The sequence below is a fragment of the Variibacter gotjawalensis genome (assembly GCF_002355335.1).
Lineage (GTDB): Bacteria > Pseudomonadota > Alphaproteobacteria > Rhizobiales > Xanthobacteraceae > Variibacter > Variibacter gotjawalensis.
Genome location: NZ_AP014946.1, coordinates 3,946,214 through 3,965,176, shown reverse-complemented (window position 1 = coordinate 3,965,176; position 18,963 = coordinate 3,946,214). Strand labels below are relative to the sequence as shown.

At 61.9% G+C, this 18,963-nt stretch carries 20 protein-coding genes; 14 read left to right on the top strand and 6 right to left on the bottom strand.

Annotated elements, in window-relative coordinates:
• Window positions 1–20: 20 nt before the first annotated feature.
• The 5 genes from GJW30_RS19450 to GJW30_RS19430 all read right to left on the bottom strand — a co-directional run bounded on the left by GJW30_RS19450 (window position 21) and on the right by GJW30_RS19430 (window position 4,446).
• Window positions 21–1,028 (bottom strand): ABC transporter substrate-binding protein, encoded by a 1,008-nt coding sequence (locus GJW30_RS19450; RefSeq protein WP_096358938.1) that lies wholly within the window; start codon window positions 1,026–1,028, stop codon window positions 21–23.
• A 96-nt stretch (window positions 1,029–1,124) separates the two neighbouring features.
• Window positions 1,125–2,324, bottom strand: a complete 1,200-nt coding sequence (locus GJW30_RS19445; protein WP_096358054.1) for a CaiB/BaiF CoA transferase family protein — start codon at window positions 2,322–2,324, stop codon at window positions 1,125–1,127.
• Window positions 2,325–2,334: 10 nt separating this feature from the next.
• Window positions 2,335–3,099 (bottom strand): SDR family NAD(P)-dependent oxidoreductase, encoded by a 765-nt coding sequence (locus tag GJW30_RS19440; protein ID WP_096358053.1) that lies wholly within the window; start codon window positions 3,097–3,099, stop codon window positions 2,335–2,337.
• Window positions 3,096–4,022, bottom strand: coding sequence for a DMT family transporter (locus tag GJW30_RS19435; protein ID WP_165391587.1), 927 nt, complete (start codon window positions 4,020–4,022; stop codon window positions 3,096–3,098). Before GJW30_RS19435 ends, GJW30_RS19440 begins: the two co-directional genes overlap by 4 nt.
• Window positions 4,023–4,077: 55 nt before the next feature.
• Window positions 4,078–4,446 carry a hypothetical protein gene (locus tag GJW30_RS19430; protein ID WP_096358051.1) on the bottom strand — a complete coding sequence of 123 codons (369 nt, stop codon included), beginning with the start codon at window positions 4,444–4,446 and terminating at the stop codon, window positions 4,078–4,080.
• Between the two features lie 94 nt (window positions 4,447–4,540).
• Here GJW30_RS19430 and panB point away from each other — a divergent pair, with 94 nt between their 5' ends.
• The 10 genes from panB to GJW30_RS19380 all read left to right on the top strand — a co-directional run bounded on the left by panB (window position 4,541) and on the right by GJW30_RS19380 (window position 12,427).
• The gene (gene panB, locus GJW30_RS19425; RefSeq protein WP_096358050.1) at window positions 4,541–5,485 is read left to right on the top strand and encodes a 3-methyl-2-oxobutanoate hydroxymethyltransferase; all 945 of its coding nucleotides are present in this window, start codon (window positions 4,541–4,543) and stop codon (window positions 5,483–5,485) included.
• A gap of 7 nt (window positions 5,486–5,492) precedes the next feature.
• Window positions 5,493–6,236 (top strand): GntR family transcriptional regulator, encoded by a 744-nt coding sequence (locus GJW30_RS19420; RefSeq protein ID WP_096358049.1) that lies wholly within the window; start codon window positions 5,493–5,495, stop codon window positions 6,234–6,236.
• A 7-nt stretch (window positions 6,237–6,243) separates the two neighbouring features.
• Complete coding sequence (locus GJW30_RS19415) at window positions 6,244–6,528, top strand: DUF6166 domain-containing protein (RefSeq protein ID WP_096358048.1); 285 nt, start codon at window positions 6,244–6,246, stop codon at window positions 6,526–6,528.
• Window positions 6,529–6,652: 124 nt separating this feature from the next.
• The gene (locus GJW30_RS19410) at window positions 6,653–7,927 is read left to right on the top strand and encodes an ABC transporter substrate-binding protein (protein WP_096358047.1); all 1,275 of its coding nucleotides are present in this window, start codon (window positions 6,653–6,655) and stop codon (window positions 7,925–7,927) included.
• Window positions 7,928–7,967: 40 nt separating this feature from the next.
• A complete protein-coding gene (locus GJW30_RS19405; RefSeq protein WP_096358046.1) occupies window positions 7,968–8,846 on the top strand; it encodes a branched-chain amino acid ABC transporter permease in 879 nt (292 codons plus the stop codon).
• Window positions 8,843–9,808 (top strand): branched-chain amino acid ABC transporter permease, encoded by a 966-nt coding sequence (locus tag GJW30_RS19400; protein ID WP_096358045.1) that lies wholly within the window; start codon window positions 8,843–8,845, stop codon window positions 9,806–9,808. The genes GJW30_RS19405 and GJW30_RS19400 overlap by 4 nt, the downstream gene beginning before the upstream one ends.
• Entirely contained in the window at window positions 9,805–10,578 is a 774-nt protein-coding gene (locus tag GJW30_RS19395) for an ABC transporter ATP-binding protein (protein WP_096358044.1), read from the top strand. Before GJW30_RS19400 ends, GJW30_RS19395 begins: the two co-directional genes overlap by 4 nt.
• Window positions 10,562–11,275 carry an ABC transporter ATP-binding protein gene (locus tag GJW30_RS19390; RefSeq protein ID WP_096358043.1) on the top strand — a complete coding sequence of 238 codons (714 nt, stop codon included), beginning with the start codon at window positions 10,562–10,564 and terminating at the stop codon, window positions 11,273–11,275. Before GJW30_RS19395 ends, GJW30_RS19390 begins: the two co-directional genes overlap by 17 nt.
• A gap of 171 nt (window positions 11,276–11,446) precedes the next feature.
• Window positions 11,447–12,217: a sterol desaturase family protein gene (locus GJW30_RS19385; RefSeq protein ID WP_096358042.1), complete on the top strand. Its 771-nt coding sequence runs from the start codon at window positions 11,447–11,449 to the stop codon at window positions 12,215–12,217.
• A gap of 9 nt (window positions 12,218–12,226) precedes the next feature.
• Window positions 12,227–12,427 carry a hypothetical protein gene (locus GJW30_RS19380; RefSeq protein WP_096358041.1) on the top strand — a complete coding sequence of 67 codons (201 nt, stop codon included), beginning with the start codon at window positions 12,227–12,229 and terminating at the stop codon, window positions 12,425–12,427.
• Between the two features lie 188 nt (window positions 12,428–12,615).
• Here GJW30_RS19380 and GJW30_RS19375 read toward each other — a convergent pair whose 3' ends face one another.
• Window positions 12,616–13,758, bottom strand: a complete 1,143-nt coding sequence (locus GJW30_RS19375) for a glycosyltransferase (RefSeq protein WP_096358937.1) — start codon at window positions 13,756–13,758, stop codon at window positions 12,616–12,618.
• 222 nt (window positions 13,759–13,980) lie between these two features.
• On the opposite strand from GJW30_RS19375, the gene GJW30_RS19370 reads away from it, so the two are divergent.
• From GJW30_RS19370 to GJW30_RS19355, 4 genes are all read left to right on the top strand, one after another.
• Complete coding sequence (locus tag GJW30_RS19370; protein WP_096358040.1) at window positions 13,981–15,048, top strand: hypothetical protein; 1,068 nt, start codon at window positions 13,981–13,983, stop codon at window positions 15,046–15,048.
• 309 nt (window positions 15,049–15,357) lie between these two features.
• A complete protein-coding gene (locus tag GJW30_RS19365) occupies window positions 15,358–15,918 on the top strand; it encodes a sigma-70 family RNA polymerase sigma factor (RefSeq protein ID WP_096358936.1) in 561 nt (186 codons plus the stop codon).
• Window positions 15,915–16,616 carry a zf-HC2 domain-containing protein gene (locus tag GJW30_RS19360; RefSeq protein WP_096358039.1) on the top strand — a complete coding sequence of 234 codons (702 nt, stop codon included), beginning with the start codon at window positions 15,915–15,917 and terminating at the stop codon, window positions 16,614–16,616. The genes GJW30_RS19365 and GJW30_RS19360 overlap by 4 nt, the downstream gene beginning before the upstream one ends.
• A 104-nt stretch (window positions 16,617–16,720) precedes the next feature.
• Entirely contained in the window at window positions 16,721–18,826 is a 2,106-nt protein-coding gene (locus GJW30_RS19355; RefSeq protein ID WP_096358038.1) for a S8 family serine peptidase, read from the top strand.
• Window positions 18,827–18,963: the final 137 nt, after the last annotated feature.

The following is an 18,963-nucleotide window of genomic DNA, read 5'->3' as shown; positions in this document are numbered from 1 at the left end:
TTAGCGGCTTATCGTGCCGCTCAGCTGCCCTTGAGGCTATGCGCGACCGGGAGGTAGTAGTCCTTCCAGGACGCAGCCTTCTGCTTCAGCGTGCCGATACGATGCAGATGCTCGGCGATCGGCAGCGTATTCTGCGGCGCGCCGCCGTATTCCATCATGCCGGGCTCCTTGAGAATTTCGAGGAGTTCGTCGGTCGACATCTTGTCCTTGCTCATGTCGCGATAGATCTCGATCGCCTCGCGCGTTTTCGAGCGGATAAAGGCTTCGGCCTCCTCGGTCGCGGCGCGCACGGCCTCGATGATCTTCGGGTTGCTGTCGGCGAACTTCGTCGTCGTGAAGAAGCCGGCTTGCGTCATCGGCCCGCCCATGATGTCGAAGGACGAGGTGACGATGCGCGCGCCCGGCACGGTTTTGAGTTCGAAGTACTGGAAGGGCGGGGCCGCGAAGTGGCTTTTCACTTCGTGCTGCGGGTTCGTCATGATGACGGCGGCGTCCGGATGCGCGAGCTGAACCGTGAACTGATCGAGCTGTGCCCAATTTTTCTCGCCGAAGAGTTTTGCGGCCTGAATCTGCAGCAGCATCGACTGGGTCGACACCTTCAGTGTCGGCACCGCGATCTTGTCGCCTTCTTTCAGATCGTTGAGCGTCTTGATGCGCGGATCGCGCGTCACCATCGCGAGCGGCTGCGCGGAGGTCGCGACGATGCCTTTGACGCCGCCGCGCGTGCGGTCCCAGAGCAGCAGCAGGTTGGTGACGCCCGTGTTGCAGACGTCGACGCTGCCGGCGAGCATCGCGTCGGTCTGCGCGCCGCCGCCGCCCATGGTGAGCCAGTTCACCTTGAGGTTCGGCACGCCCAGCTTCTCGGCATGCTTCTCGATCAGCTTCTGCTTCTCGATGATCAGCGTCGGCATGTAGTTGATGCCGGGCTGACGCGAGAAGGTGACCTCGGATTTCTGCTGTGCGTTGGCTTCGGTCGCGAGCAGCGCGAGTGTCGCGGCGGCTGCGCCGAGCAGGTGTCTGCGATTCATCTGTTTCCTCCGATTTTTGTTGCGCAGAGCCTTGCAGAAGGCGCGCGCCATCGGCAACTCAAAAAACTGCGACGAATTGGTATAGCTAACGGCCGGTCAGCCTTGAATGACGGCACCACTCTGTTTGAGCTTTTCGATCTCGGCCGACGAATAGCCGAAATCCTCCAGCACCGCGGTGGTATCGGCGCCGAGCACGCCGGCGGGTTTGCCCATGCGGGCCGGCGTCTCCGAGAACGAGACCGGCGGGCGCACGGCCAGGATATCGCCCATCACGGGATGGTCGACGTGCTGGAAGAGGCCGACGGCATTGAGGTGTTCGTCGTCGAAGAGCTGTTCGAGATTGAGCACCGGCGCTGCCGGGATCTGCGCCTCGCGCAGCTTTTCGAGCCAATGCTCGGTGGTGTTCTGAATCAGGAACTCCCGCAGCTTGCCGTAGAGCTCGTTATAGTTGGCGCTGCGGGCGTGATAGGTCGCGAAGCGCGGATCGTTTGCCATTTCGGGGTGACCGACGACAGCGAAGAACTGCCGCCAATGCTTGTCGTTGTACGGCAGCACGCCGATGTAGCCATTCATCGTCTTGTGCGGACGGCGCACCTGCGAGAGCACACGCGAATAGCCGGGCGACTTGTCCGGGCCGAAGGTGCGGTCGCACAGATGCTCGACCATGAGGAACGAGACCATCGTCTCGAACATCGGCACTTCGACCTTCTGGCCTTCGCCGGTGCGCTGCTTGTGCAGCAGCGCCGCGAGCAGCGCCTGCGCGATGTTCAGGCCGCACACCTTGTCGGCAACGATGGTCGGGAAGTAACGCGGCTCGCCCACCATGTGCGACGCGATGCCGGAGATGCCGCAGATGCTCTGAATCATATCGTCGTAGGCCGGCTGATCGCCGTAAGGACCATCCGCCGCGAAGCCGTAGCCGCCGACATAGACGATGTTCGGATTGATCTTGCGCACGTCCTCATAGCCGAAGCCGAGACGCTCGATCGCCTGCGGGCGCAAAGCGTGAACGAAAGCGTCGGCGCTGGCGATGATCTTGCGCAGCACTTCGCGCGCTTCTTCCTTCTTGAGGTCGAAGTTGACGAGACGCTTGCCGCGGTTCATCGCGAGATGCACCGGCCCCATGCCGCGATCGCCGTTCATGTGCGCGTAGCGCATGATGTCGCCGTCCGGCCCTTCGATCTTGATCACGTCGGCGCCGTAGTCGGCCATGATCTGCATCGCATAGGGACCCATGACGACGGCCGTCATGTCGACAATGCGGATGCCCGCGAGCGGGCCGGTCTTGCTGGTCATCGCGTCTCTCTCAACCATTCACGGAGTAGCCGCCGTCCACCGGGATCGCGGTGCCGGTGACGAAATCCGAAGCCGGGCTCGCGAGGAAAACCGCGATGCCGGCGAAGTCTTCCGGATTGCCCCAGCGCGCTGCCGGCGTACGCGCGAGAACGCGTTCGTGCAAGCCTTGCACCTGTGCGCGGGCATTGCGCGTGAGGTCGGTATCGATCCAGCCCGGCAGGATCGCGTTGATTTGGATATTGTCCTTCGCCCACGCATTCGCGAAGGCGCGGCCCATCTGCACGATGCCGCCTTTCGACGACGCGTAAGGCGTCGTGAAGGATGCGCCGAAGATCGACATCATCGAGCCGATGTTGATGATCTTTCCGCCGCCGGCCTTCTTCATGTAGGGGTGCGCGCGCTGCGAGCAGAGGAACGCGCCGGTGAGGTTGATGTCGATCACCTGACGCCATTCGTCGAGCGTGTAGTCTTCGGGCTGTTTGCGGATGTTGATGCCCGCGTTGTTGACGAGAATGTCGACGCGCCCGTGCTGCTTCGCGGCAGCCGCAAACATCGCGTCGACGGACTTCTCGTTGGTGACGTCGACTTCCACGGCGCTTGCCTTCCCGCCGAGCTTCTCGATCTTCGCGACGGCGGCTGCGTTCTTGTCTTTCTGGCGGCCAGCGACGACGACGGTCGCGCCGGCTGCCGCCAGTCCCTCGGCCATGCCGAGGCCGATGCCGCCGTTGCCGCCGGTGACGATGGCGACGCGGCCGGACAGGTCGAACAGTTTCATGCGCGTTCTCCTTGCGATTGGGTGGCGGCGTTTGGGCTCATCGCGGCGAACCAGATGCCGGCCAGGATCAAAGCAAATCCGATGACGTGGAACATTTGCAAATGCTCGCCGAGGAAGACGCTGGCGAGCACGGCGCTGTAGATCGGCACGAGATGGATGAACGGGCTCGCGCGATTGGTGCCGATCTCCTCGACGCCGCGGATCCACAGGATCGACGAAATCAAACCCGGAAACAATGCGACGAAAGCGACACCGATCACCGTGGTCCAGTCGAGATGGAAGTGAATGCCGATGGCTTGTTCGACCGCCGCGAAGGGGATCGACCCGATGGCGCCGACGACGAACGATACGAGCATGAAGCTCATCAGATGGATGTTAGGGCGCTTGCGCAGGAACACCGAATAGATCGCCCACGCCGCCATGTTGCCGACGATGATGACATCACCCCAATTGAGGTCGAGCGATGTGAGCATCGCGGGATCGCCGCGCGCGATGATGACGAGCACGCCGAGCAGCGACAGCGTGATGCCGAAACCTTGAATCGGGCGTAGTGGATCGCGGAAGATGAGCGCGCCGACGCCGATGATCATGACGGGGCTCAGCGAATTGAGCACCGAGACGTTGAGCGCAGTCGTGTACTTCAAGCCGAGATATTGCCCGGCGACGAAAAACGTGCCGCTGAGCAAACCAAGAAAAATGAGAATGCCGGGATTTCGTTTGATCTCCGGCCAGTCGGCAACGATGTGCGGACGCGCCAGAAACCACACGAAGACAATCGGAATAAGCAGCCGCAGGAACGCAAGGCCGAACGGCGGAACGTGGCCGGCGATAGCGCGGCCGACGACGTGATTGCCGGACCAGCACAAAGCGGCCAACGCCAAAAATACGTATGGATTGGCCAACGCAGAGCGGGCTTGCGGCAAGAACGTCCTCCCGGCCGCATCTTCCGCGCGGCTCATTCATCGCTTGGAACTCATGCTAGATATAGCGGAGCATCGCAAGCGCGATGGCCGCCGCAATGCCGGAAAACACCAGCAGGGCAGATCGGCCATTTACGAATGAGTCGGAGAACGGCTGGAGCAGCAGAGGCGTTGCGAGCAATACGCCGCCGGCGCCGATGATCGATGCGTACCACGGCAGAGTTCGCCACGCGAACATGCCGGCAATGACTACACTGGCGAATGTGATCGCGATGCTGCCATAGAGGATGGCCGCGCCGGCCGGCGAGCGCAGCGTCGCGGCACGATGCTCGCTCGGAAAATGGCCGCTTGCCGACAGACCTTGCAGCGCGGCGCTCAGTACCAGCGCCGAGAAGGCGATAAGTCGCAGCCATGCGTCGAGCGTCATCGTCCCATCCAGCTTGACCAACGTTGCAATGCTTCTAATATATCGGACATATATCAGCTAAACCCTCGCAGAGACGAGGGCGGGAGGCAAGTGAATGGCGAAGGGCAAACCGGCTGCGGCCGCGAAACCGAACGATAAGCCGCAAGCCGCGAAACCGCCAGTCGACAAGCCTGCAGCGCCGCAGCGTCAAAAGCGCACGATCACCGAAATTCGCGATTCGAAGACCACCGGCGAGAAGATGGTCTACATGTCGGTGCCGGATTACACGTCCGCGCAGTGGGCCGAGATGGGCGGCGTCGACGTCGCGGTGCTCGGCGACAGCCTCGCGATGATTTCGCACGGCCACAAGAACACCGTGCCGGCGACGATGGACATGATGGTGCTGCACGGCGCCGCTGTGCGTCGCGGCGCGCCGAACACGTTCATGCTCGGCTGCATGCCGTACCAAAGCTACAACACGGTCGATCGCGCACTGCAGAACGCAACAAGGCTGATGCAGGACTCCGGCGCCGACGCCGTGAAGCCGCAGGGCGGCAAGAGCCAGGCGCATATTCTCAAAGCGCTCGTGGATGCCGGCATCCCGACCGCGTCGCATATCGGGCTCACGCCGCACACGATCGCGATGTTCGGCGGCTTCAAAATTCAAGGCCGCACGGCGGACGCCGCAATGAAGATTCTCGAAGACGCGCTGGCGATCGAGGATGCGGGTTGCTTCATGCTTGAATTCGAAGCGGTGCCGGCGAAGATCGCAAAGCTTATCTCCGAACAGCTGACAATTCCGACGATCGGAATCGGCGCAGGTGCAGGGACCGACGGACAAATACTGCTTTGTTACGACCTGCTCGGCGTTTTCACCGACTTCAAACCGAAGTTCACCAAGCGATTCGCAAAGCTTACTGAAGTCGCAGTCTCGGGAATTTCGCAATACGTCAAAGAGGTGAAAGAAGGATCGTTTCCAGATGACGATCACTCCTATACGGTGAACGAAGCCGAATACGAGAAATTTGCGAAAATGGTCGCGAAGCGAAAGCATATTTGAGTAGACCATGGTTCAGTCTTTAACCGACAAGCCGAAACCGCAGCGTTCTGCGGTTGTGCCGCCGAAAGCGGCATCGTCGCCGCCGAAGGCTGCGAACGGGCTTGCCGTTGCCAGCGCGAGCACGCTCACGGATCGGGCGTATCGCGAGATCGAAGAGGCGATCGTCACCTTGCGCCTGAAGCCGGGCGATATCCTCTCCGAACAGATGCTCGCCGCCGCGACGGGAATCGGGCGCACGCCGATTCGCGAAGCGCTGCAGCGGCTCGCTATCGAGGGACTCGTTACGATCCTGCCGCGCAAGGGGATTCTCGTTTCCGAGATCAATCCGCGCTCGCAACTTCTGGTCTTCGAAGTGCGCCGCGAACTGGAGCGCATGCTGTGTCGCAACGGCGCCGACCGCGCGACGAAAGAGCAGCGTGCGCAAGCGTTGCAGATCGCCAAAAGCATCGAGCGCGCCGCGCAGCAGAACGACGATATGGCGTTCATGCGGCTCGACCGCGAGCTCAACCAGCTCATCCTCGATGTCGGACACAACGAATACGCGACGCGCGCGCTGAAGCTGACGCAGGGTCTCTCGCGCCGCTTCTGGTATCAGCACTATCGCGTCGCTGCCGACTTGCCTCTGTGCGCGCGCCTGCATGCAGCGCAGTCGCGGGCGATCGGCGAAGGCAATTCGAAAGGCGCGGCTGAAGCGACGGACAAGCTGATGGATTACATGGAAAGCTTTGCTCGCGCGACCGTGACGGTGTGAGGTTCAGATGAAAACCTATGAGGGAAAGCGGACGATCGACGGCCTCCAAGTGACGGTCGACGGCGCGCCGCTTTCCGAGCATTACGAGGTTAAACGCTACACCACATACGGTTTCGAATGGACGTATGAGGGCGACAGTCCGAAGCAGCTCGCGCTGGCGATTCTTGTCGATCATCTCGGTGATCAGCAGAAGGCCATCACGCTGGCCGACCCATTCATGAAGAGCGTTGTCGCCAACCTCAACAACGATTGGACGCTGACGTCGGCGGAGATCGACGCAGCGATCAAATAGCGCAGCTCGCTGCGTCTCATTCTGCCGGACCTCTCCGTCAAGGCGAGGCCGGATGCGCGGTGAACGAGCCGCGTCTCGAAGAAGAACAAGCGGCTCGCGCCGCGCAAAAAGGGAGGGAATGACAATGAGCGTTACACGCCGAACAGTCCTGAAATCCGCCGCAGCCGCCGGCGCACTCGCCGCATCGGGCGGCGTCTTCTCGCCCGCGCTGGCGCAGAACCGCCCCGTCAAAGTCGGCATTCTGGCGCCGCGCTCCGGCATCGCGGCGGCGCCCGGCGTCTCCGGCATCCGCGCCGCCGAATGGGCAACCGAGCGCTTCAACGCGCAAGGCGGCATCGGAGGCCGCAAGATCGAACTCATCATCGAGGAAGAGACCTCGCCGAAGGACTCGATCGAGCGATTCACCAAGCTGGTGCAGCAGGACAAGGTCGATTGCGTACAGGGCGTCGTCTCGACCGGCGTGTCGCTGGCGCTTGGCCCGGTGGTCGAAGAAGCGCGCACGCTGACGATCTATTGGGACGGCACGACGCAAGACGGCGTCGACGAGAAAATGCCGAACCCGAAATATCTCTTCCGTTCGACCGACAACGAATGCGAAGCCGTGATGGCCTCGCTGCTGGCGATCAAATACTGGAAGGGCCAGTTCGTCACCGTCGCGGGTATCAACCCGGACTATTCCTATGGCCGCAACAACATGGCGGCGTTCATCGCGCTGCTCAAGCGGCACAATATTGAGCACAAGGTCGTCGCCGAGCAGTGGCCCCGCGTCGGCACGATGGATCTGACGAGCCACGTCGCGGCGCTCAAAGCCGCGAAGCCGGATCTTATCTTCTCCTCGCTGCTGTTCGCCGACTTGCCGGTGTTCATGAAGCAGGCGCACGCCGCCGAGCTGACGAAGGGCACGAAGCTCGTGTTCCCGGCGGCGGGCTGGCAGCACACGCTGATGAAGAAGGAATTCACGCCGGAGAACATGCTGTTCGGCCACAACACGCTCTACTTCGACAATCCGAATGGCGGCCAGATGCAGAAGGACTTCGTCGCCTGGTACGCCGAGCGCTACAAGGACTATCCGAATTGGGAGGCCGATCGCGCTTACTTCGCGCTCGCGTCCTACAAGGCGGCAGTCGAGAAAGCGATGGCCGGCAAGAGCGCGTGGCCGAAGACCGAAGAGATCGTCGAAGCCATGAAGGTGACGTCGGTCGACAGCCTCGGCGGCAAGGGATCGTGGCGCTCGGATCACATCGCGGACCAGACCTTCGTGCAGGGTCTCACAACGCACAACAACAAATACGACTTCGTCACGCTCGGGCAGTTCGACACGATGTATTCGTCGAACCTGCAGAAGCCGGCCGGCGCGAATTTCTGGGAATGGCTGAAGACCGCCGAGTTCAAGATCTGATGGCGGGATTGCTTCGCACGACGCGTGGCGGCATCGGCTGATGTCCGCCTTCGCCAACATCATGCTCGGCGGCATCTTCCATGCCGCCGTGCTGTTCCTCGTCGCGGCGGGCCTGCAGCTCGTGTTCGGCGTGCAGAAGATCGTCAATCTTGCGTGCGGCTCGCTCTACGCGCTCGGCGCTTACTTCGGCATTACGGCATGGACTGCGGCTGCCGCTGCGGGCGCGCCGAATTGGATGCTGCTGCCCGTGATGCTGCTCGCCGGAATCGTGATCGGCTGCGTCGGTCCGTTCATCGAGCGCCTCATCCGCTTTGTCTACGATCGTGACGAGAGCTTCCAGTTGCTGCTGACTTTCGCGCTGGTGCTGATGTTCCAGGACGTGTTCCGCTTCATGTGGGGCGCCAATCCGCGCTCGCTCGACAGCGGCTATCTGGTCTACGGCAAGCTTGCGATCGGCGATTTCTCGGTGCCGACCTATAACCTCATGGTCATCGCGGCGGCGATCATCGCGGCGATCGGCGTCGGCATGTTCCTGCAACGCACGAACTACGGCCGCATCCTACGCGCCACAGCCGAGAATCGCGGCATGGCCGAGGCGCTCGGCGTCGATGTGCGCACGGTCTACACCGTCGTCTTCACGGTCGGTGCGATGCTCGGCACCGTGGCCGGCGCACTCGTCATCCCGACATCGGCGGCGTCACTCGATATGGCGATCGAGTTCGTCATCGAGGCTTTTGCAGTCGTGGTCATCGGCGGACTCGGTTCGATGCGCGGTGCGCTCGCCGGTGCGTTGATCGTTGGCCTCATCCGCGCGCTCGCCATCGTCTACTATCCGGAATTCGAAGTGCTCGCGATCTACGTGATCGTCATCGCGGTGCTGCTGCTGCGTCCGGCCGGTTTGTTCGGGAAGCCCGCATGACATCCTCGCGCGCGCTTCTCATTGCCGGCACCGGCCTCGCATTGCTCGCCTGCGTGCCATTCGTCATGGCGCCGTTTTACGCCAGTCTGCTGATCGCGTTCTTCGCTTACGCAATCGCGCTGCTCGGCTTCAACCTGCTGTTCGGCTACACAGGGCTGTTGTCGTTCGGCCATGCGATGTTTCTTGGCATCGGCGCTTACACGACGGCCGTCATCTCCGGGAAATTCGGCATCAAGAGTTTCGAACTCGCGCTGCTCGGCTCGGTCGCAGCCGGCATCCTGATCGCGATCCCGATCGGGTTGCTCTGTGTGCGCTATGTCGGGATCTTCTTCGGCATGCTGACGCTCGCCTTCGGCATGCTGCTGCACTCGTTCCTGTTCAAGTTCTACGCGCTGACCGGCGGCGACAGCGGCATGCGCGTTCCCCGCATGAATCTCCTCGGTATGGAGTTCCGCGAGTTCAACAAGTTCGAACTGCTGGCGGGGCCATTCTACTATTACTGCCTGGCGCTGCTCGCGATTGCGGGCTTCATCATGTGGCGGATCGTCAATTCGCCGTTCGGGCTGCATCTGCAGACGATCCGCGATAATCCGCAAAAGGCCGAATATCTCGGCGTGCGCGTCACGGCGTTCCGCTTTGCGGCGTTCGTCATCTCGGCGGCGTTCGGCGCGCTCGGCGGAGCGATCCTCGCATTCCGCATCGGCCTTGCCGATCCCGAACTCGTCCACTGGACGCATTCGGGGCATCTCGTGTTCATGGCCGTGCTCGGCGGCTTTGCCAATTTCTTCGGGCCGATCGTCGGAGCGCTCGCCTTCACGCTGCTGCATGACGTGCTGCAGAACCTGACGCAGTATTGGCGCTTCTTCCTTGGTGCGGTGCTGGTGTTCATCGTCATCGTGCTGCCGGGCGGCATTGTCAGCATCGCGTCGCGCTTCGTGCGCAAGGCGAGGGCGGCGTCATGACGGTGCTGCTCGAAACGCAAAACGTCTCGAAGTTCTACGGAGAATTCCGCGCACTCAACGACGTGTCGGTCGAAGTGCGCGACCAAGAAGTGCTGGCCATCGTCGGCCCGAACGGGGCCGGGAAGACGACGCTGGTCAATCTGCTCACCGGGCTGCTCGTGCCGACGCAAGGCACCGTGCGGTTCGAAGGTCACGATATCGCCGGCGTCGGACCTGTCGCGCTTGCTGAGCGCGGGCTCGCACGTGCGTTTCAGCTGATCCAAATCTTCTCGAAGCTGACCGTGCGCGAGACCATCGCGGCCGCTGTCGTGTCGCGGCAGAAGAAGCAGTGGCGTTTGTTCTCCAGCGTCGCCTCGGATCGCGGCATCAACGATCGCGTCGCCGAGATTGCCGATATCTTCGGGCTCGGCAAACGGCTCGATACGATTTCGCTGACGCTCTCGCAGGGCGAGAAGAAGCTGCTCGACATCGCGTCGGCCTTCGCGCTCGATCCTAAGATCATCCTGCTCGATGAGCCGACCTCCGGCGTCTCGTCGTCCGAGAAGCACGGCATCATGAAGACGCTGCTCGATGCGGCCCGCAAGGCCGATGTGCGCTCGATCCTGCTGGTCGAACACGATATGGATTTGGTCGCGACTTACTCGCATCGCATCGTCGCGCTGTCGGAAGGCGCGGTGCTCGCAAACTTGCCGCCGAAGGAATTCTTCGCCGATCCGATCGTGCTCGAAACCGTCGTCGGAAAACGGAGGCACGATGCTGTCCATTCGTGATCTCAACGTCGATATCGAAGGCAGCCCGGTGCTGCGCTCTATCTCGCTTGATGTCGGTGCCGGCCAAATCGTCTGCGTCGTCGGCCGCAACGGCGCCGGCAAGACGACGACGTTCCGCACCGTGATGGGCTATCGCAAGCCGAAGAGCGGTGCGATCTCGCTCGAAGGCCGCTCGCTGCTCGGGTTGCGTCCGTTTCAGATCGCGCGGCTTGGCGTCGGCTTCTCTCCGGAAGAGAGCGAAGTGTTCGGCGATCTCACGGTCGAAGAAAACATCGCGCTGCCGACCTGGACATTCCCGAGCGCGCGATCCGGCGAGGAACGCATCGCGGAAGCTTATCGCGTCTTCCCGAAACTCGAGCGCTATCGCAAGCGTGGCGGACAAGCGCTTTCGGGCGGCGAACGCAAGATGGTTTCGGTCGCGCGCGCGCTCGCGCTCGGGCCGCGTCTGTTGCTGCTCGACGAGCCGACCGAGGGACTCTCGCCGGCGATCATTCCGTCGATCATCGACGGGCTCGCGTCCATTCGCTCGTTCGGCCATGCAGTCCTGATCGCCGAATCGAATCTGCATCACGTTCCGGAATTCACAGATCGCCTTTACGTGATCGAGCGCGGTGAGATCATCTTCGGCGGCACGCCAGAAGAAGCACGAAAAAGCAAAGAGGTTCAGCGTGTTACGGAGGGCGTAACAGTTGATTGACCGGCTCCTCAGCGCCGTGATAGATTACTGATATATCAGTTAAGCTCAAGGATGCGGCGCCACCGGCAGGGGCGGGTGGTCATCGCGAGGCTCTTCACAAAGAGCCGGCGGTGGATGTGCGGAAGAGGGGCCGTGCGTCACGCGTGACGAACAAAAACGGAGGATCAGCGCATGATCTCGCAACGTCAGATCGATTTCCGCCAGGAATATCGCTCCCGCATCATCGGTTGGTACGACGGCTATCTGCACATCGCGATCATCTACGCGATGGGTGCGGCGGCGTTCTACATTTACATCTCGCACATCACGAACGTGACGTGGCTCGAATGGCTCGCCGTGCCGGTGACGTTCCTGTTCACGAACCTCTTCGAGTGGTTCGTCCACAAGTATGTCATGCATCGGCCGGTCAATATCAAAGGCCTGCGCGCGGTCTATGAGCGTCACACGCTCAACCATCATCAGTTCTTCACCGACGACGAAATGCGCTTCCGCGATCATGGCGATTGGCGCGTGACGGTGTTTCCGCCTTACGCGCTCGTGGTGTTCATTCTGATGTCGCTGCCGGCCGCGCTGGTCCTCGGCAACGTTTTCTCGCCGAATGTCGGCTGGCTGTTCATGTGCACGACGACCGGCATGTACCTCATCTACGAGTTCATGCACTTCTGCTGTCACGTCGAAGAAAACTGGTTCGTGCGCAACTGCCCGTTCGTCAACACCAACCGCCGTCACCACACCGCGCACCACAATGCGCGGCTGATGATGGAGACGAATATGAACCTCACGTTCCCGATCGCGGATTGGCTGTTCGGCACGTCCGACGTCAAGCGCGGTCTCATCGGGACGCTGCTCAACGGCTACGACACGAAGCACCTGCGCTCGAATCTGCGCGGCCAGCCGAAGCGGCCGGATGAAGCTGCTTCCGCGCCGATGGGCAACTACTAGGAGGCGGGCATGCCGAGTGACGTTAAGGCGATCGTCTCGGGTCTGACGCTGATCGTGGCGGCGATCCTCGCTTTCTGGAGTGGGTCGCCGATCAAGCCGGGCTACGCTACGATCATCATGATCACCGCCGTGTTGATGGTGATCGCGATGTGGGTGTTTCCGGAAGCGATCAGCAAGGCCGAAGTCCGCAAGCGTCAGCAGCAAGGCTGAGGCCTGACGGCATAGAATGCGCGGCGTTAGTCACTGGTCATTCCGGACGCTGCGTGCTCGCAAAGCGAGCCGCGGCGGTCCGGAATCCATAATCACAGTTCTCACAATTTAGACTGGGGGTATGGATCCCGGCCCTCGCCGTGCTGCGCGGGCTCGACCGGGATGACCGCCGAAACTAAACGCAGCTCTCAACGCTTCCACACCAGCGTCGATGACAGCGCGTAGTTCCACACCGCGCCGATGACCGAGCCGAAGAAACCCGCGACCCACCAGCTTGCATGCGCTTGCGACGAATACAGCCACGTCGCGACGCCGATGTTGCTCAGCGCACCGACCGCGCAGATGAGATAGAACACGCCAAGACCACGCACGGCGGCGAGACCCTTCAAACGACTGTCGCTATAGGTCAGGCGGTTGTTGAGCCAGAAGTTCGTCGTCATGGCGACCAGCGTCGCGATGATTTGCGCGCGCGAGAAGCTCATATCGGCTAGCGACAATCCGGCTTTCAGGACGCAGAGATGGACGCCGACACCGAGTGCGCCGACAAGCAGGAAGCTCGCGAAGCGCACCGGCATGATGTTGTGCGTCGCCTTCGAAATCAGTAGGCCGAGGAAGTCGATCGCAACTTGGCTGTCGAGTTTGCTCTCGCCGTGCTGGCGGGCGCGGAAGCCATACGGCACGTCCTTCACGCGGAGATCGCCACGCGCCGACGCGAGAATGTCGGCAAGAATCTTGAAGCCTTCATGCGCGAGATCGCCGGCGACTTGGTCGACGATGTCACGGCGCAGCATGAAGAAGCCGCTCATCGGGTCGGAGACCTGAATGCCGAGCATGCGATGCGTCAGCGTCGTTGCGAGTTTGCTGGCGCCGAGGCGTGTCTTGGTGAAGCCGTCGTCCGCGCTGCCGTCGCCGACATAGCGGCTGCCGATCGCGACATCGAATTCGCCGTCGCGCAAGGCTTCGAGCATCGGGACGAGGGCGGTTTCGTCGTGTTGCAGGTCGGCGTCCATCACGCCGACGAACGGGGCTTGGCTCGCCAGCATGCCTTCGATGCAGGCGCCGGCGAGGCCGCGGCGGCCGACACGGCGGATGCAGCGGATGCGCGCATCGGCGGCGCCCATGGCGCGCACGGCGGAAGCGGTACCATCCGGCGAATTGTCGTCGACGAAGATGATTTCCCAGCGCAGGCCGGCGAGCGCAGTCGCGACCTTCTCGACAACAAGCGCGACGTTGGCGCGCTCGTTATAGGTCGGGACGATCAGCGAAATCTCGGGGGCCTCAAACCGGCCGCGCCGTTCGCTGATCTCAGCCGTGTTGATGGGTTGGGGCATTGGGCGAAGCGGCCTCACGGCGGCCATGTTGATGACCTCGATATTCAACCGGAAATTAGCGTGTTAGCGTCGCGATGGTCGCCGCGCCGCCGACGTTCTTTTCCGTTGTACACGAGACGCGTTAATTCAATGTGCTCGAAAGATCGATCAATACCGAGGGTTTAGAGCACTTTCTTGTTAATAAATGTGGCCACGCGATACGTGGTCCGAGGAGTAACGGCAATGGGTTCGATGCGGATGGCTGCAGCGTTTGTAGCCTTGCTGGCACTAGGGAATACGGCTTCGGCGCAAACCTTTCAAACGCACGAGGCCTATGTCGAGAGCCTGTTTCAGCCGACCACGCTCGACCTCAAGGACAAGAAAGCGGTCTTTGACTTCGTTCTCAAAAGCCTGCCGGAGCGCGTGAAGGTTTATCCGAGCGAACACTACTATTACTTCCGCTTCATGCATCGGGGGCAGACGTACACGGGGAACATTCGCCTCGAAAACGATCTGCGCGATCAAGGCAAAGTGCACTTCGCCTATGCGCCGGAATTCACGTCGTGGCTGCCGATCAGCGAGACGGAGCATCAACTTTTCGAGAAGAAGGACGGCATCGATGTCGAGCGCGTCGATCCGCTGACCTACCGCATCACGTCGGCCGGCAAGAGCGTCGTATTTGAGCTCAACGATCTTGCGAAAGTGAAAGTGCCGCCGGAGGTGATCGCACAGGGAGAGAAGCTGATCGGGCCGATGTTCGACGAATCCGCCGTGCGCTTCTTCCTCGTCTACAATTCGAAGCTTAGGCAATTCCTCTACATTCTCGACGAGACCGGGCCGCCTGCCGACGCTTTGGTTTCGTCGCAGGTGTCCGATCGCATTCTGATCGGGAAGCGCACGGGCTTCGCGTTCTACAACGACCACAAACTCAACCGCCGCATTCTGATCGGCGTGGTGTCGAGCAACGTCGCGCTCAACAACTACTTCGACGGTCCGTTCGACCAACTGCCGGATAACATGATCGAAGGTGACACGCTGAAGGATGCGATCCTCGAGGTCGACCCGTCGCTCAAGGGAAAGATCGATCGCTTCGGTTCGTCCTTCGACGGCGAGACGCGCTTCATGATCGCGCCTTATCTCCAATACGGGGACGAGCGCGAACTCTCGATCTTCCACCGTTGCGCGACCAGCAAGAAGGTGAAGCCGGAGCACTACTACGCCTGCTTCGCGATTTCGGATAACGAGAGAGGCCTGATGACGACCCGAGCCGAGGCGAAAGAGGCCGGCAAGCCGCAGCGCGCGCGACGGTAATTTAATGCCGTTTGATTGACCGGCCAGTGGTGGCCGAATGGCGCTCACGCGTCGGCCAATCGCCGGCCAATGCCTGCGTCATTGGCCGGTCATACTCAGGAATATTGCCCTTGAGGTTTGCCATCGGGGCAACCCTGGCGCTATCCTACCGGTTCGGCACGGAGGCAGCCTCACCCCGACGTCCCGGCGCGCTCGCGCCCCCGGACGTATCCGGATGCATTCCGTGACGGGCGGTCAAAAATCTTCATTTTGGCCGTGAACCTGAGCGCCCGTTCACGCGACCAACCTCACGAGACGATTACCCAAGCGATGCAGACCACTTCGGATGAAGTCCTAATCGGTCGAATCGCGAATGGCGATCGGCTTGCCATGCAGGTGCTGTTCGCGCGGCATCACGTCCGGGTCTACCGGTTCGTGCTGCGCCTCGTGAACAACCCCAGTACGGCGGAAGACCTCATTAGTGAGGTCTTTCTCGACGTTTGGCGTCAAGCCGGGCGGTTCGAAGCGAGGTCGCAAGTATCCACGTGGCTACTGGCGATCGCGAGGTTCAAAGCTCTTTCGGCTCTCCGCAAGAAGCCGGAATCAGCACTCGACGACGAGATGGCCGAGGCGATTGAGGACACGTCCGATACGCCGGAAGTCTCTCTGCAAAAGAAAAACAAAAGCGAACTCTTGCGGGAGTGTCTGAAGTCGTTGTCGCCGGAACACCGGGAAGTCGTAGACCTCGTCTACTACCATGAGAAGTCGATCGAGGAGGTCGCCGAACTCGTTGGTATTCCTGAGAATACGGTCAAGACACGCATGTTTTATGCGCGCAAGCGCCTGTCGGAGCTGCTCAAAGCAGCGGGTGTGGATAGAGGTTGGCCATGAACACGAACACAGCGCCCGAGCGCGAAGAAATCGAAATGCTGCTTCCGTGGCACGCCGCCGGCACACTGAGCCGTCGCGATGCGCAGCGCGTTGAAGCGGCCCTCGAAGAAGATCCGGAACTCCGCCGTCAGTTTGATCTGGTGCGCGAGGAGTTCTCCGAGACCATTCATCTCAACGAGACGCTCGGCGCCCCGTCTGCCCGTGCGATGGAAAAATTGTTTGCCGGCATCGAAGCTGAAAGCGGACCTGCGCGTCAGGTCTCTCAGGGCTTCTCGTTCTCGGAATGGCTGTCCGACAAGCTTTCGATCCTGACGCCGCGCAAGCTCGCCTATGCGGGTTCGGCCGCGGCCGTCGTGGTTGCGCTCGCCTCGGGTCTCATCACGGGCGCCGTGATGAATCAGTATGGCGGCGGCCAGGCGGCGCGTCCGGAACTGTCGAGCGGCCCGTCGACGTCGGCTCCGGGTGGCACCGGTAGTTTACTGATGACCTTCTCGCCGACGGCGTCGATCACGGAAATCAACGAGTTCCTCGACAAGCATGACCTCCAAGTGACGGATGGCCCGCGCGCCGGCCGGATGTACCGTGTGGTCGTGAAGCCGGGCACCAAGGGCCCGCTCTCGAAGGAGCAAAATGCCAAGTTGCTCGACGATCTGCGCCAGGGCAGCGTTGTCCTTAACGTTTTGCCGGACGTCCAGTAGTGCTGTCTGCCGGCGGCCTCGCGCCGCCGGTACTTTCTTTGCATTGAAAAAAAGCCCGAATTCGCTCTATTCTTCACGCTCGCTGTCGTCGGAGAACGAAAAACATGCCGCGTCCTGATGGACAGGGCTTCGCGACATCTCGCTCGTCGTCGTCTCGCCTGTGCTCCCACAAGCGCCTCGCGGTTATCGCGGGTGCGCTTTTCATCGCATTTGCGGCGTTCGCAATCTCGACCATCGACGCGATGGCGTTTGGCTTTCGCGGCGGCGGAATGCGCGGCGGCAGCCCGTTCGCGGGACGATCCTTCAGCCGGCCCTCTATGGCGCGTCCTTCGATGATGCGGCCTTCCATGAGCCGTGGACCTTCCGCGATGCGCGGCCCGTCCGGGATGCGCAGTCCGTCGCGTTATGGTGGTGGCCGCAGCACTTATGGTGGCCGGCAGGCTGCAGGATCGCGCTATGGCAGCCGTCGCACGGCGACGGGCGGCAATCCGAACCGGCAGACACAGTCCGGCTGCCGTCGCGGCTATTGCGGCTCCAGCAAGCAGAGCACCAATACGAATACGCACAAGCGTAGCGGCAGCTCCGGCAACACGACTAATCACAGCCGCAGCACCAGCGCGGGCAATTCAAATACGCATGCTCGTAGCGGTAGCTACGGCAACACGAACAACCATCAACGCAGTGGCAGCTACGGCAACAACAACAACCATCAGCGCAGCGGCAGCTACGCGGGTGGTGGCGATCACCAGCGCCGTGGCTCCTATGCCGGTGGCGGCGACCATCAGCGCCGCGGCTCATATGCAGGCGGCGGCGATCACTATCGCCGCGGCAGCTACGGCCCGCCGCGCTTCCCGACAGTCCCTTACTTCACGCCGCCGATCCCGCCGGTTGCCGCGATGGCGCCTCCGCCACCCCCACCGCCGCCATCGGCTGGCGGCCCGCAGGGTCCGGCTGCCGCTCCGCCGCCGCCCGCGCCGCGCCGCGTCTTCCTGCCGCCGCCGGCAGGCGTGACGGACTACATTCCGGATCAGGTGCTTGTCGTCCTGCGTGACGATCTGACCAACGCGCAGATCGGGCAATTCCTCGCGCAATATGGCCTTCGGATCACCGACGGCGGCGACCGCCGCAACGAAATGACCGGCGAGCGCATGTTCCGCATGCAGATTCTCGGCGGCCGGTCGGTGCCGCAAGTGATCGCGGCCCTGCAAAACGATCCTCGCAGCGTCGGCGCCGTGCCGAACTATGTCTATCGCTTGACGCAGCTGCAGGCAGCGCCCGCGAACGCGGTAGCACCACGCGCCCGCACGAACACCGGCGCCTACTACTCGATGCAGTATATCATCGCGAAGCTTCAGCTGGCGCGCGCACACCAAGTGTCGCGTGGCGAGCGTGTGCTGATCGCGGTGATCGACTCGGGTGTCGACCAGGAGCATCCGGAGCTCTACGGCACGATCCACAACATGTTTGACGTGACCGACGACAACGAGCGCACGCCGCATCTGCACGGCACCTCGATGACGGGCGCCATTGTCGCGCAGGGCGGTCTGATGGGCGTCGCGCCCGGCGCGCGCATCGTCGCGATCCGCGCCTTTGCGCCCGACTCGCGCAATCCCGCAAAGTCTGGCACGACGTGGCATGTTCGTGAGGCGATCTATCGCGCGATCCGAGAAGGCGCGCGTGTGATCAACCTGAGCTTGGCTGGACCGGCCGACTCGTCGCTCAAGCAAGCCGTGGATGACGCGCGGGCGCGCGGGATTGTGATCGTTGCGGCGGCTGGCAACAACGGGCCGAGTGCACCAGCTGCGTATCCGGCCGCTTACCCGGGTGTGATCGCGGTGACCGCGACGGACTATCGCGATCAGCCGTACCAATACGCCAACCGTGGCGGGTACATCACGGTTTCGGCACCGGGCGTCGATGTTTTCGCTATCGCTCCGCGCGGCGCGCACAGTATGTCGACCGGCACATCGATCGCGACCGCGCACGTGACGGGCATCATCGCGCTGATGCTGTCACGCAACCCGATGCTCGATCCGGATGCAGTCCGGGCTCTGCTGCTGCGCGCGGCACGTGTGCCGGGCCAGGGCGGACCGCCTGAAATCTATGGTGCGGGCTTGCTCGATGCCTTCGAAGCCGTGATGGCGGCAGGAGGCGGCGTACAGCAACCTGCCGTACCGGTCGCATCCGGCGGAAACCAGCAAACGCAGTAGAAGAACTTTGTCGCGTTCACTAAATGCCGCAGGATTTTGCAACCTGCGGCTGTAACGCCCTTGCTTTTCTGCCTATAATTTTGCACTGGACGTTCCCTAATAACTCGCTGAAGAATGCGGGGCAGGGGGAAGCGTTG